The organism is Anoxynatronum buryatiense (genome assembly GCF_900182905.1).
Taxonomy (GTDB): Bacteria; Bacillota; Clostridia; order Peptostreptococcales; family Tindalliaceae; genus Anoxynatronum; species Anoxynatronum buryatiense.
In genome coordinates this window covers 484802-499154 of sequence record NZ_FXUF01000001.1, presented here as the reverse complement: position 1 = coordinate 499154, position 14353 = coordinate 484802, and the positions used below count along the sequence as shown (strand labels likewise).

The 14353-nt window shown below is 48.8% G+C and carries 13 protein-coding genes; 9 read left to right on the top strand and 4 right to left on the bottom strand.

The window, feature by feature from the left end; genetic code table 11:
• Nucleotides 1-2: 2 nt before the first annotated feature.
• The gene (ilvB, locus tag QOL74_RS02255) at nt 3-1682 is read left to right on the top strand and encodes a biosynthetic-type acetolactate synthase large subunit (RefSeq protein ID WP_283407799.1); all 1680 of its coding nucleotides are present in this window, start codon (nt 3-5) and stop codon (nt 1680-1682) included.
• Nucleotides 1683-1944: 262 nt separating this feature from the next.
• On the opposite strand, the gene QOL74_RS02250 is transcribed toward ilvB, so the two are convergent.
• On the bottom strand, nt 1945-2394 hold the full coding sequence (locus QOL74_RS02250; RefSeq protein ID WP_283407798.1) for a universal stress protein: 450 nt from the start codon (nt 2392-2394) through the stop codon (nt 1945-1947).
• A gap of 131 nt (nt 2395-2525) precedes the next feature.
• Here QOL74_RS02250 and QOL74_RS02245 point away from each other — a divergent pair, with 131 nt between their 5' ends.
• On the top strand, nt 2526-3134 hold the full coding sequence (locus QOL74_RS02245; protein ID WP_283407797.1) for a DUF445 domain-containing protein: 609 nt from the start codon (nt 2526-2528) through the stop codon (nt 3132-3134).
• A 7-nt stretch (nt 3135-3141) separates the two neighbouring features.
• Here the strand turns inward: QOL74_RS02245 and QOL74_RS02240 are convergent, their stop codons facing one another.
• The gene (locus QOL74_RS02240) at nt 3142-4560 is read right to left on the bottom strand and encodes a sigma 54-interacting transcriptional regulator (RefSeq protein ID WP_283407796.1); all 1419 of its coding nucleotides are present in this window, start codon (nt 4558-4560) and stop codon (nt 3142-3144) included.
• Between the two features lie 196 nt (nt 4561-4756).
• Between QOL74_RS02240 and QOL74_RS02235 the strand changes: the two genes are divergently transcribed.
• From QOL74_RS02235 to QOL74_RS02220, 4 genes are read left to right on the top strand one after another with little or no spacing between them, the layout of a single operon-like run.
• The gene (locus tag QOL74_RS02235) at nt 4757-5341 is read left to right on the top strand and encodes a 2-oxoacid:acceptor oxidoreductase subunit gamma family protein (RefSeq protein ID WP_283407795.1); all 585 of its coding nucleotides are present in this window, start codon (nt 4757-4759) and stop codon (nt 5339-5341) included.
• A complete protein-coding gene (locus QOL74_RS02230) occupies nt 5331-5639 on the top strand; it encodes a 4Fe-4S binding protein (protein WP_283407794.1) in 309 nt (102 codons plus the stop codon). Before QOL74_RS02235 ends, QOL74_RS02230 begins: the two co-directional genes overlap by 11 nt.
• Nucleotides 5640-5652: 13 nt before the next feature.
• Nucleotides 5653-6834, top strand: a complete 1182-nt coding sequence (porA, locus tag QOL74_RS02225; protein WP_283407793.1) for a pyruvate ferredoxin oxidoreductase — start codon at nt 5653-5655, stop codon at nt 6832-6834.
• A gap of 13 nt (nt 6835-6847) precedes the next feature.
• Nucleotides 6848-7780 carry a thiamine pyrophosphate-dependent enzyme gene (locus QOL74_RS02220; RefSeq protein WP_283407792.1) on the top strand — a complete coding sequence of 311 codons (933 nt, stop codon included), beginning with the start codon at nt 6848-6850 and terminating at the stop codon, nt 7778-7780.
• 54 nt (nt 7781-7834) lie between these two features.
• Here the strand turns inward: QOL74_RS02220 and QOL74_RS02215 are convergent, their stop codons facing one another.
• Nucleotides 7835-9292 carry a sensor domain-containing diguanylate cyclase gene (locus QOL74_RS02215; RefSeq protein WP_283407791.1) on the bottom strand — a complete coding sequence of 486 codons (1458 nt, stop codon included), beginning with the start codon at nt 9290-9292 and terminating at the stop codon, nt 7835-7837.
• 422 nt (nt 9293-9714) lie between these two features.
• Between QOL74_RS02215 and QOL74_RS02210 the strand changes: the two genes are divergently transcribed.
• A complete protein-coding gene (locus tag QOL74_RS02210; RefSeq protein ID WP_283407790.1) occupies nt 9715-10563 on the top strand; it encodes a peptidoglycan-binding domain-containing protein in 849 nt (282 codons plus the stop codon).
• A gap of 90 nt (nt 10564-10653) precedes the next feature.
• Here the strand turns inward: QOL74_RS02210 and QOL74_RS02205 are convergent, their stop codons facing one another.
• Complete coding sequence (locus tag QOL74_RS02205; RefSeq protein WP_283407789.1) at nt 10654-11874, bottom strand: Zn-dependent hydrolase; 1221 nt, start codon at nt 11872-11874, stop codon at nt 10654-10656.
• A 385-nt stretch (nt 11875-12259) separates the two neighbouring features.
• Here QOL74_RS02205 and rnhA point away from each other — a divergent pair, with 385 nt between their 5' ends.
• Both rnhA and QOL74_RS02195 read left to right on the top strand, forming a co-directional pair.
• Nucleotides 12260-12727, top strand: a complete 468-nt coding sequence (rnhA, locus tag QOL74_RS02200; RefSeq protein ID WP_283407788.1) for a ribonuclease HI — start codon at nt 12260-12262, stop codon at nt 12725-12727.
• Between the two features lie 57 nt (nt 12728-12784).
• Entirely contained in the window at nt 12785-14329 is a 1545-nt protein-coding gene (locus tag QOL74_RS02195; protein ID WP_283407787.1) for a stalk domain-containing protein, read from the top strand.
• Nucleotides 14330-14353 lie beyond the last annotated feature (24 nt).

Sequence of the window (14353 nt, the reverse complement as noted above, 5' to 3'; positions counted from 1 at the left end):
CCATGCAGCTCAATGGATCCCAAATACTGATGGAATGCCTGCTGGAACAGGGCGTGAATACGGTTTTTGGATACCCTGGAGGAACCGTCATCCATATTTTTGATGCCCTCTACGAATACCAGGATCGCATCACGCACATCCTTACTTCCCATGAGCAGGGAGCCACCCACGCGGCAGACGGCTATGCCCGGGCAACGGGAAAAACCGGTGTGGTTATCGCCACTTCCGGTCCCGGGGCCACCAACACCGTCACCGGCATTGCCACTGCTCACATGGATTCCATTCCAATGGTGGTGGTGACAGGCAATGTGTCCCTTCCCCTCCTGGGCAAAGACAGTTTTCAGGAAGTGGACATCATGGGGGTTACCATGCCCATCACCAAACACAGCTTTATTGTGAAAGATGTGAACCAACTGGCCGATACCCTGCGACGGGCGTTCCATATTGCCAACGAAGGCCGTCCGGGACCGGTACTGGTGGATATTCCCAAGGATATATCTGTGGCCATGGCCACCTACACCCCCCGGGAGCTACAGGTCGTCGAAAAGCAGGATACCATCACAATGGAATCCCTGCAAAACGCCCTGGCAATTCTTAAAGAGTCAAAGAAACCCTTTATTTTGACAGGGGGCGGGGTAATTCGAGCCGACGCTGGTGAAGAAGTGTTGGCCTTCATCGAAAAAATGAACGCCCCATTCTCTTCCACCCTTATGGGTTTGGGAGGGGTGCATACAGGACACCCACTGTTCACTGGTATGATCGGCATGCATGGGAGCAAAACGTCCAATCTGGCGGCGACCCAGTGTGACTTACTCATCGCGGTGGGGTCGCGGTTCAGTGACCGGGTGATTAGCAATGTGAAAGGCTTTGCCCCCGATGCTTTTATTTTGCACATTGACATTGATCCGGCAGAGGTGAATAAAAACGTGCGGGCAGTGCATCACCTCAGCGGTGATGTCAAGCTGGCCCTTCAGAAGCTCAACGTTGCGCTGGAAGACACCCACGTGGAAGCGCGTCAGTCCTGGGTGAAACAGATTCAGGACTGGAAAACCGCGTATCCCCTGGCGACCAACCAGAATGGCACCATCAAACCCCATACCGTGATTCGCACGTTGAGCGACCTTACCTCCGGCCAGGCCATTGTTACCACTGAAGTGGGGCAAAGCCAGATGTGGGCCGCCCAGTATTATACCCACAGTGAACCCCGCACCTTCCTTACCTCTGGTGGGTTGGGTACCATGGGATTTGGTCTGGGAGCCTGTATGGGAGCAGCCATTGGGCGAAAGGATAAAAAAGTGATAAACATTGCCGGTGACGGCAGTTTCCTTATGAATTGCAACGAACTGGCGACCGCTGCGCATTACCGGCTGCCCATCCTGATCATTATTCTGGATAACGGGGTACTGGGGATGGTGCGCCAGTGGCAGGATCTTTTCTTTGATAAACGATATGCCGGAACCACCATTGAAAGGCACACCGATTTTGTCAAACTGGCGGAAGCCTTTGGAGCCAAAGGTTATCGGTTGAATAAGGTGGAAGATGTGGAAGCAGTTCTGAAAGAAGCCCTGGCTCAGGAAGGACCCGTGGTGGTACACGTACCCATCGACAAAGACGATAAGGTCTTTCCCATGGTACCGCCGGGAGCCTTTATTCAGGATCTCATCACCGAAGAAACCCTCTAAATGAAAAGACCCTCCGAATGGAGGGTCTGAGGCTGAAGACAAAGGGATTTGGACTGGCCAGCTGATTCCAATCTTGTGTGTTTTTAGTCGAAAGTCTCGAAAACAGCACCTGAACTCGCTGCGCTCAAACAGCAGGCGCTGGCGGTTTTCTCTCCTTTTCGAAAAAACACTGACAAGATTTCCAAGGCTGTCCCTTACCAAATCCCTTGTCTTCATCTTATTTTGTCTACAGTCTGAGACCCTCCGAACGGAGGGTCTTTGATTATTTAACGACGAGAACGCTGGAGCTGGTTTCCTGAATCACTGCGTTGCTCACACTGCCCAGCAATAGTTTTTTCAGGCCACCGCCACCGCGGCTGCCTAAAATGATCAGATCATAGTTGCCTTCTTCAGCCGTTTGAGAGATGGTATGAGAAGGATGTCCTTCTTTCAACATGGTTTCAGCCTCAATACCCTTCTCCCGGAAACGCATGGCAGCATGCTCTACAATTTTTTGGCGATGCGCCACCATTTCTTCATTCATTTTCTCCAACTTTTTAATTTCTTGCACGTAATACTGTTCATCCGCATATTCAACGACTGTCATGGTCAGTTTCTCATACACATGAAGCACAGCCACGTGATCAATGCGGCAACCGGAGGCAATTTCCACAGCTTTTACCACAGCTTTCATGCTTTCCTTTGAACCGTCTACGCATACCAGAATTCTCATTGTTGTTCGCTCCTTTCGGTCCAGTAAGTTTGGTTGTTACATTAATACCCACAGATAAGCAAATGTACCGGACTAATTGAATGAATTCAGTGAAAGGTGTGTTACAATAATAAGGGTAAGGAGGAGATTCGATGATGGGATTTGGCTGGCTCTTAATGATGATAGTGGGCGGTCTCGTCGGCTGGTTGACAAACCGACTGGCCATCCGGCTGCTTTTCAAGCCATACACACCTGTGACAACACCCATACCCGGCTTTAAGCTTCAGGGGCTCATTCCCCGGCGGAAGGCGGAGCTGGCAAGGAGTGTGGGAGTTCAGATTGAAACAGAGCTGCTTTCAATGGAAGATATTCTGCAGGCCTTTGCCCGACCGGAGCAGAAGGAAGAGTTGAAATTATTTCTCCGTCTATATCTCAACGAAATGATGCTGGAGCGGGTGCCCTTTTTTTTGAAAGACGTGATGAAAAAACCGGTGGATCACTTTGTCAGTGATCTGATGAACCGGGAAAGTGATCGTTTGTTGAATGAACTGCTGGAGTACATGATGGAAGAAGGTACCGCCGGAATCAAGCTGGCTGCCATGGTGGAAGAGAAGATTAATGCCTTTCCCATGGAGCGGCTGGAAGCCATGGTGATGGCGGTCGCCAGCCGGGAGTTAAAACAGATCGAGTGGATCGGTGGTTTTCTGGGGATGCTCATTGGACTGATGCAGGGAATATTGCTGACACTCATGGGCAGATGATGATTGATCAAGACAAATGGCGCTTCAAATAATAGGCCACCTGATAGTATTCGATGGGCCAGCCTTCCTGCTGGAGAGCCCGGGCGATTTTTCGGGGCCCAAGGCCTTCGCCGGCAAGCTGGTGGACCATCTGTTTGACAGGGCCTTCAATGGCAGTGTACGTGACGGCAGTGCTTTCCGACTGACAGTCGAAGGGCAGATGCTTCAACTGCACTTCAATTGTCAGGGACACTTCTCCCTGAACTTCTGAAATCAGCGGAGAAGCAGCATCGATGCTATGATTCACCACATCCCGCAATTGGCGAATATTGCGGGGATACTGGGCCTTTAAAAGAGCCTCCCGGGCTGCTGGACTCAACCGTACCTGATACTGGATGCCGTGATATTGCGCCACGGCATCTTCATATTTTTTGATGAAATGGTGAAGTAGTGCTTCCTTTTCTGATGTACTCCGATCCCCCAGCGTCGGAAGCACCAGTTCATACTGGGCCAGGCGCTGATAAAGTTCGGGCAACAGTTCGTCCTTCAGGTTATGGGTGGAAGCAGCGATGACAATGACATCCACGGCGATTTCCCGGTTGCCGCCAATACGTCGTATTTTACCTGATTCAACAGCTTTCAGCAGCGTGGTTTGGTAGTGTTCCAGAGCATGAGCTTCATCAAGAAAGAGAATGCCGCCGCTGGCCTGTTCAAACAGGCCTTTTTTTTGTTTGGAGCCGGTGTAGGCACCTTCCTCAGAGCCAAAAATTTCAACGGCAGCAATATCTGCATTGGTGTACTGAGCACAGTTAATCTCCACAAAGGGAGCCTGACGGTCCAGAACTCCCACCTGGATGGCATAATGGTAGATCATGCGAGCCAGCATGGTTTTTCCCGTTCCCGATTCACCAATAATGATGGAATGCCGGGGACCGCCCAGTGATCCCACAGTACGCTGAGAAGCCCGTAACACTTCTTTCAGTGAGCCTTCGTTGCCGATGATCTGCATGGGGTCATGCTCAACTGAACTCAGTGACAGCTTCATCTCAAGCGCTTTAATGCGTCGGTTGAGAATTTCGATATCCTGAATATCTTTAAAAACTGAATAGGCACCGCAAAAGCGGCCATTTAGATAGATGGGAAAGGAGCTGACAAGATATTTTTTCCCACCGATGAAGTGAATTTGCTTGTCCAGCACTGGACGTTGGGTTTCCAGCACCGAAAGCAAAACAGCCTTGGGGTAGAAGCGGGTAATGTCTTCACCAATCATTTCGTTGGGAGTTGAACCTGCGTAAGCGGCTGAAACCGGATTGGCGTACACCAGGCGTCCCTGAAGGTCAGCCACATTGACACCATCGTTACACCGGTCAAGAATCTGTCGATAAAAGTCGTGCTGGGTAAGGTCGTGAAGGGTTAATGGGAGAGACAGAAGGTCCGGTTTTTTCATGGCAGCCACCTTTTCTAACATTTTGATTGATTATAACACATATCTAACAAAACAATAGGCTTGTTTATCACATTTTTAAGGAGCTATCTGTTTCTCACCTGCGAAACACCCTGCAAAGTGGAGCAATCAACAATGTGTGAGAATTGGCATGATAGTTGCTACGTTAAAGAGATAAATCATGCAGGGAGGGATTGAATTGTCGAATATGATGGAAGTACGATGGCATGGCCGGGGCGGCCAGGGGGCGAAAACGGCGGCGCTGCTGCTGGCAGATGCAGCCTTTGACGCCGGAAAATATGTGCAGGGGTTTCCTGAATATGGACCAGAACGCATGGGAGCGCCCATTACGGCCTATACACGCATCAGCAGTGATAAAATCACCATCCATTCCAATATTTATGAACCGGATTATGTGGTGGTGGTTGATGAAACGCTTATTGGTGTGGTGGATGTGATGAAAGGTCTGAAGCCAGCAGGAGCCGTTATTGTCAATACTGAAAAAAAACCAGATGAAATCCGGCGCTGTCTGGAAAATTATGATGGACGACTCTATACCATTGACGCTCAAAGAATCTCACAGGAAGCACTTGGACGGCCGTTCCCCAACACTCCGATGCTGGGAGCGGTGGTAAAGGTAAGTGGCATGATGGCAGACGATGAATTTATCAAGACCATGCAGCACTCTTTTGAGCATAAATTTGCATCAAAAACAGAGGTGGTAGCCGGCAACATGAAGGCACTGGTTCGATCAATGCAGGAGGTGCACGGCGATGAAAACTAAAGCGGGAATTGAGATTAACGAACAGATTGGATGGAAAGCCATTTCCCCTGGCGGTATTGTGACAGAAGCAGGGAGTGCGCAGCATTTCAAAACAGGAGACTGGCGGACCATGCGCCCGGTATGGCTTCAGGAAAAATGTCGCCAATGCCTGCTGTGTGCCCCCACTTGTCCTGATTCTTCCATTCCGGTGGTGGAGCGTAAACGGGAAAAGTTTGATTATGATCACTGTAAGGGATGCGGAATTTGCGTGAAAGCCTGTCCCTTTGAAGCCATTGAATGGACAAAAGAAATCAAATAAAGGAGTGAAGCAGATGGCTATTCGGGAAAGATTATCGGGCAATGAAGCCATTGCCTATGCCATGAAACAGATCAATCCGGATGTGGTGGCGGCGTTCCCCATCACACCTTCCACTGAAATACCTCAGTATTTCTCCCAATACGTGGCAGATCAAGCGGTAGATACAGGTTTAATTCTGGTGGAGTCAGAGCACAGCGCCATGTCGGCCTGTATCGGTTCCCAGTCTGCCGGTGCCCGCACCATGACAGCCACGTCATCCTGTGGGCTGGCACTTATGTGGGAAATGCTCTATGTGGCAGCTTCCAACAGGCTGCCCGTCACCATGGCAGTGGTGAACCGGGCGCTTTCAGGCCCTATCAACATACACGCGGATCACAGCGATTCAATGGGAGCCCGTGATGCCGGATGGATTCAGCTCTACAGTGAAAACAATCAGGAAGCTTATGATAATTTCATTCAGGCAGTGCGTATTGGAGAGCATGCCCAGGTACAGCTGCCGGTAATGGTGTGTCAGGATGGGTTTATCACCTCCCATTCCATCGAGAATATTGAACTGATGGAAGATGAAGTGGTGAAAAATTTTGTGGGGCAGTATGAACCTGTCACCAGTCTGTTGAATCCCCATGAAGCCATCGCCATTGGCCCCTATGATTCAGCAGCCTACTACATGGAACATAAACGCCAGCAGGCAGAAGCCATGAAAAATGCTTGTCAGGTGGCCAAAGAAGTGGCAACAGACTTTGAAGCCCTCACCGGGCGCCGATATGATTATTTTGAAGCCTACCGCATGGAAGATACAGAAACAGCCATTGTGGTACTGAACTCCACTGCCGGTACAGCTAAAAGTACAGTGGATACCCTGCGTGCTGCAGGAAAAAAAGTAGGTCTTTTGAAAATCAGGATGTTCAGGCCTTTTCCCCAGGAAGAAATCTGTCAGGCCCTGGCCCATTTGAAAGCAGTGGCAGTGATGGATCGCAGCGAGGGATTCTCGGCGGCTGGAGGACCGGTTTTTGCCGAGGTGCGATCGGCTCTCTACCCTTTGGAACAGCGGCCGCAGATCATTAATTATATTTATGGTCTGGGAGGACGTGATGTGACCACTCAGCACATTGAGATGGTCTACGAATCATTGTTTGATATCATGGAAACCAACGATCCTGGTGAGGTATACCGATACCTGAGCGTCAGAGAATAAGGAGGGATGACATATGGCCTATGCATTTAAAGAAGTTATGAACAAACCGGAACGTTTAACCGGCGGGCACCGTATGTGTGCCGGCTGTGGAGCACCCATTGCTGTGAGAGGGGTGCTGCGGGCCCTGAAAGAAAGTGATCGGGCGGTTATTGCAAATGCCACCGGCTGTCTGGAGGTTTCCACATTTACCTACCCCTACACCGCCTGGAAGGATTCTTTTATTCATAATGCTTTTGAAAACGCGGGAGCCACCTTGTCAGGAGTTGAAACAGCCTATCGGGTGTTGCGGCACAAAGGAAAGCTGGACGACACCTATAAATTCATCGCCTTTGGAGGTGATGGCGGTACTTACGACATTGGGTTTCAGTCTCTCTCCGGTGCCATGGAACGTGGGCATGAGATGGTATATGTCTGCTATGACAATGGCGCGTACATGAACACAGGGATTCAGCGTTCATCGGCGACTCCCAAGTATGCCGATACCACCACATCTCCTGTGGGCAGTGCGCTTCAGGGAAAGCAGCAGTTTCGGAAAGACATCGCCGGCGTGATGGCCGCCCACGAGATTCCCTATGTGGCACAGACCACTTTTCTGGCAAACTTTAAAGATCTACATGAAAAATCGGAACGAGCCATTTATACGGAAGGACCAGCCTTTCTCAATGTGCTGGCGCCTTGTCCCAGGGGATGGCGCTATGAAACGGAGGACCTCATGGAAATCTGCCGTTTGGCGGTGGATACCTGTTACTGGCCACTCTTTGAAGTGATCAACGGGCAGTGGCAGCTGTCATACCAACCAAAGGAAAAACTGCCCATCGAAGCATTTCTGGAACCCCAGGGACGTTTTAAACACCTGTTTCAGCCGGAAAACCGTCACTTGATTCAAGAGCTGCAACAAGATGTGGATTCAAAGTGGGAAGCACTGCGAAAGCGCTGCGAAATGTGATGAAAAATCGCCGCCGGAAGATGGTTTCCGGCGGCGAAGCTATTGGCGGCAAGGTCAGGACTGCTCGTCCCGAAAATCCTTTTTAATTGAGAAGATGGCAGGTCGGGCGGCTTTATAGGTGTCTTTAAACTCGTACATGCGCAGATCAGCGATACGTACCATTTCCTGCAGGGTGGTGCCGTCTTTGCCATATGTGGCAATGCCATAACTGAAGGAGTTGTGGATGGCTGTGTCATCAATAATGATTTCTTCCCGCTCCAGTTCACTGAGAAAATCCAGCATTTTTTGGTGCAGATGAGTTTCGTCGGTATAATAAAAAACACCTACAAATTCATCGCCGCCATAGCGGGCCAGCACATCGCTTTTTCGTGTGATTCGTTTTAATCCGGCAGCAAAACGCTGAATCAACTGGTCGCCTGCCAAATGTCCCAGGTGGTCATTGACCACCTTTAAGCAGTTCAGGTCAAACAGCACTAAATGGAACATTTCCCGGTACCGCTCAGCTTTATCCAGCACCTGGCTGAAAATTTCCTCAAAAAAAGTGCGGTTGTAGATTCCGGTGAGTGAGTCATATTGAGATAAGTATCGTTTTTCTTCATATAGCAGGTAATTGGCAATGGCAATCTCCACATGGTTACGAATAAACTGCATGATTTTCAGGTCATCATCAGAAAAAGCCGCTAAACGGGTGGATTCCACATCGACCACTCCGAAAAAGTCGCCTTCAATGAAAATGGGAGCAGTGATGGAAGATTTGATGGTGCGGTCGCCGCCATTTTCCAGGGGAATGGCGTAAACATTTTCCAATGACGTAATATTATCGATTTTGGCAATGTAGTTCAGTTTGCCGTTGGTGGCCTTGTAAAGGAACGATTCTTCAATGGGCAGTTGAAAGTGATCAATCAATTCATTCTTAAAACCCCGATGAGCCGCCATTTTAAGCAAGGTGCCTTCCCGTAGCATAATAGAACCCACCTCGGCAGCATCAATGGCCTGAATGGCTTTTTTCAACACCAGATCATAGATGTTGTCCAAGCATTCGACACCAATCACCGACTGGGTGATTTCCAGCATGGCTTCTCTCAGATTAATGAGCCGGCCCAGTGCCTGCTGGTTCAGCTTCTTTGATGTCACGTCATTCAGTGTTGCGAGGATACACGGTCTTTCCTGGTAATGTACCAGGGTAAAGTGATAGTCAAACCAAAAGGGTCCCTCAGGGGTTAGCAGGCAAACTTCCTTAATCAGTTGGTTGGATTCGATCCCGGCGGATTCCAATGTTTCCGGGTGATCCAGAATATCGACGATGCGCATGAAAAACGCTTCCCGATGATCCGGATGAATGACACGAAGGCTCTGGCGAAAAGTGATTTCGTCACCAGAAAAGCCTGTGAGCTTTCGAAACAATGAGCTGGCATAAAGATGGTTACTTAGATTAATCAGCACAAAAGGCACTGGCATCAGGCGGTCCAGTGTCATCAAATCTTCAGTGGTCATGGGTTTGAGGGCGTACATGGGCTTCACCTCATTTTCCCTATTATACAACATGATGATGAACGGGTACAGAAGATATGTCGATTATTCTTGCAGCCAGTATGATAAAGTGAAGGAAGGTTCGCTGATTCTACTTTTCTGCATACCCATTTCTCAAGAAAAATCAACATATACGGTGCTTTCTCATAAACAGCTGGTGCATATCTATTCGGTGACCCAATCCATATAATCCGCGAGAGGCTCACAGATGACTGACTATCATCATCTCGATTTTATAAGAAGCTGAGCATCAATTTCTTTTATTTTACAAGACTGTCTTTCTCTGATTTCAGTCTGTTGACAGCTTGATACCAGTCAGGGGGTTTTTCATAAAGCCCGAAGTATGATACAATAATCCGGAATATACCGGGATTGGCCGGTAATTACACTTCGGGAGGTTACATATGTCTATGAATCAACAGATTAAGCGGGTGGGAGTCATCACTGTATTGATAATGGCAGTACTGTTGCCGTTGCAGGCAGACGCTTTCACGGAAAATAGCCTTTTGAAAAGAGAAATGTCGGGGCAGGAAGTGCAGGAGTTGCAGCGACATTTGGAAGCATTGGGATACTTCACAATGGAACCCACAGGATACTTTGGACAGGTGACAGAATCAGCAGTGGCTGCTTTTCAGGAACAGCACGGATTAACACCGGATGGGATCGCTGGAGCCAAGACACTTTCCATGATCACCACATTCGTTCAGTCACCGGAGCAAATGGCGGAGATGACTGTCACCAGAGGAAGTGGTTCAAGGACAAACACCAACAGCCAGACAGAAATCAAGGCGCTTTCCTGGTTTGGTGAGGTGGAGCATCTTTTTGCCAGAGGCGATGTGGCCACGATTGTTGATGTGTGGACAGGTTTGTCGTATAAAGTGAAGCGCACCTATGGGACCAACCACGCCGATGTTGAAACGCTGACAAAAGAAGATACAGCCATCTTTAAGAAAACGGCAGGTGGTGAATGGAACTGGTCCAGAAGACCGGTGATTGTAGAGGTGCACGGTCTTCGCATTGCAGCTTCCATTGCCCCCATGCCCCACGCGGGAAGAGATGATCTTCCGGCACTGCAGACAGTGGATAATAGAAGCGGCGGTTTTGGGAGAGGAACCAACCTTGACGAAGTGAAAGGGAATGACATGCATGGTCATGTGGACCTTCATTTTATCGGGAGCAAAGGCCACAGCAGTGGCCGGGTGGATGCCGATCATCAAAAGGCCATTCAGGAAGCATTGAATGCCACTCTCTAATGATCATACTGATCACAACGATCACAGCATAGAAACAGCAGCCCCACTCAGAAGAGCAGGGCTGCTGTTTTACGGTGTATGAAATGTTGCTTATTTTTTATCAAGGGCCAGAACAGTATTGAGAAGCACATTGCACCCTTTCCAGCACTGCTCCACAGGTGTATGTTCTTTTTCGCAGTGACTGTAACCGGTATCGCTGGGAACGAAAAGCATGGCAGAAGGAACGATGTCGGCAATAAACTGGGCATCATGCCCGGCTCCGGCATACATAACCTTATAGGAATAGCCCAATTCTTTGACTGTTTCTTCTGCCAGGTTCACCAACGCAGGATCAAAATGGACAGTGTTTCGTGCCCATTGTTCCCGGTAGGTAACTGGGCAGCCATGCATTTCTTTTGGCACGGCATGAATCACATCAACCACTTGTTTGATTACTTCGGGGTCTTGATGACGTGAATCTAATGTAATACGTACATAGTCGGGGATAACAGTATGCACATTGGGGGCGCCGCTGAATTCACCGGTGGTATAAACCAGCTTGGAGTCCAGCTTGTCCAGTTCGTCATGCAGATACTGGATAACGGCAGTCATGGCATAAAGAGCGTCTTTACGCATGGGCATAGGGATGGTGCCTGCGTGGTTGGCTTGTCCTCTGGTGATGAACTCGTAGTTAACCATTCCCACAACACCGCCGAGTACAGCCACTTCTTTGCCTTCAGCCTCCAACACTGGTCCCTGCTCGATATGGAGTTCGAAGAAAGCCTTGTAATCATCAGCCTTAAACCGGTTGCTTTGATTACCCTTGTAGCCGCTGGCTTCAAGGGCTTCTTTGAAAGTAACTCCTTCTTTATCTTTGGAAGCCATCATGGTGGCTTCGTCAAATTTGCCGGTGATGATTCCTGAACACATCATGGCTGGTCCAAAACGAGAGCCTTCTTCGTTGGTCCAGGCAATCACCGTGATGGGATGGCGGGTCTTGATGCCTTCTTTCACGATGGTTTCTGCCACCTCAAGGCCTGTGAGGACACCTAAAACACCATCATAATTGCCGCCTTTGATAACAGAGTCCAGGTGAGAACCCATGGCAATGGCCGGCAGATCCTCAGTGCCTTTCAGCGTCGCATACATGTTGGCCACGTCGTCGGTTTTGACTTCCATTCCCAGCGCTTCACAACGTCTTTTAAACTCGGCACGGGCCTGCAGTTCTGGCTCCGTGAAGCATAGCCGGGTAATGCCACCATTTCCAGTATCACCGAACTGACTAAAGGTTTGAATCTTGTCCTGCAGTCTTTCTTTGCTGCAATTGATCATATGATTCACACTCCTTTGATAGAAAATATGACATGACACAGTTGCTGCCAAACTGCACCTGTATTAATTCTATCACTTTGAACAGAATTGTCAAAAGAAGTGAAGAAATTCTTCAAAAAACCAGACAGCAAAAACAGATATCCGAAGGAAACAAAGAAGATAGTACGATTTCATCAAAGCTGTGACAAAACCCCTCAGCACTGATCCGCAGGTGAAAACTTTATGATTTAATGATATGGTAAAGAAGGGTTTTGAAAAGTAATGTCGAAAATATATATTGCAAAACAATTTGAAATGGGCGGTCGGAACAGGCTGATTTATACTAAATCAGAAGTGGTCAGATCATTTCGTGCAGCCAGCAATTTTGAAAGGCGTGATGGAAACCATGAAAGAAGTGAAGATCTATACAGATGGCGGGGCACTGGGTAATCCGGGAAAGGGCGGTTACGGGGCCATTCTGGTGCATGGAGACCACAGAAAAGAAATTTCTGGCGGGTTTCGGATGACCACCAACAATCGAATGGAAATGACTGCGTGTATCCGAGCCCTTGAACTCTTGAAATATCCCTGCATGATTAAGTTGTACAGTGACTCCAAATACCTGGTGGACGGTGTTTCCAAAGGGTGGGCAAAGCGATGGCAGGCCAACAACTGGAAGCGGAACAAAAAAGATATGGCAGAGAATATTGATTTATGGGAAAAGCTGCTGAAACTCATCGAAAAGCATGAGATTGAGTTTATATGGGTGAAAGGCCACAGTGGTCATCCGGAAAATGAGCGATGTGATGAACTGGTGAAGCAGGCTGCTTCAGCGGAAGACCTGCCTGAAGATGAAGGATATCAGGAACGGTGAAAAAATTTCAGTCAATTGACACCAGCAAGCAATGATTAAACAAGGGGGCAGCAGACAATGAAGCGACAGCACCAAAATTCTCTAACGGCAAAAGCAGCGCATCAATGCATAAATGGAATATTTACAGTGGGGCTCGTATTACTTATATTGACGGCAATATCGATATTACAGCCCATATATGCTCAGAATTCACTGACCATTTCGTTGAACGGTCAGCCCATTATTTTTGGTGAAACAGCTCCGGTGGTTTGGAAAGGAAGAACACTGGTGCCTTTCAGGCGTTTGGCAGAAGCCATAGGCGTCGATGTCGACTGGCAGGAAGAGACCCAACGAATCACAGCCACTGCTGACGGGGTCGAACTGGTGATGACAGTGGGGACAAGAATGGCAGTTTTCAATGGAAGTGGAAGGGAAATGAATGCGGCGCCTCAGATTTTAGAGGGCAGAGCCTTTATTCCGCTGAGAGATTTTAGCGAGTCTTTCGGAGTGCAGGTGGACTATCAGGACGGCCATATTGCCATGACCTATGAACCAATACTTCACTCTGTCAATGGAAAACTATCAGGATTCTATGCGCTGGGGGCGGGTGACAGATCAAGCTGGAATGAACTGTTTGGAGAGACTTATCCCCAGGTGTCTGCCGACCCGTGGGCCAGGTTGTTTTCTCAGGTGCATTTGGGATGGTATGAAATGAATGAGGCAGGAGAGCTCATTACCAATGGGGCAGTTCACGGTTTTCGAAGACCCAGTGGGTACGAACAGGTATTGGCAGAACTGGAAAATCGAAATATTGACAGGACGATGATGATATTTGCCCAGGAGAGCCAGGGAATGTTGGCTGAGCTGCTGAGCAATGCCGGGCAACGGGCAGCGTTGGTGGAAACGATTTTCAGCGAGTTGCAAAGTGAAGCATTTACTGGTGTGAACCTTGATATTGAAGGGCTGGGGTTACAGCAGCATTCAGACCAGGCCCGGCAGGCACGCAGTGGCTATACGGCTTTCGTGACTGAATTGGCTGAACAGATAGGAAGTCGTTATCGCCTGGTGGTGACAGTGCCACCGGTAAACAGTGCTTACCTGGGATACGACTATGCACAGTTGGGTAAACTTGCGGATGAAATGGTTGTCATGGCCTATGATTATCATGACCGTCAGCAGCCCAGCGCCACCGCACCCATAACACTGGTTGAATCGGGAATTCGACAGTTGGTGGAACTGGTGCCTTCAGAAAAAATAACACTGGGGGTTCGTTTGCCGGCAGTTCGCTATACCGCTCGCCCGCAGACACAAGATGTAGAGGATGGCGAATTGCTTACGCGCACCTGGCAAATTACCCACCCGTATCTTCATTCAGTGTATGAGCTGATGCACCAGCGATCACTGCCAGAACTGTGGGATCATACAGCAAAGGTCAGTTACCTCCAGTTTATGGACGAACAGGGAAATGAGAACGTGATTTATATGGAAAGTGAAAGAAGTTTGACGGAAAAATGGAAACTGGTACAACGCTACCAATTGAGCGGTGTCGCCCTGTGGCGCTTTGGAGCAGTTCCTGATTTTGTTTACCAACAGCTTGAATCTGTGTTTGACCAACATCAGTAATCAAATCAATCAGGCCGAACCAAG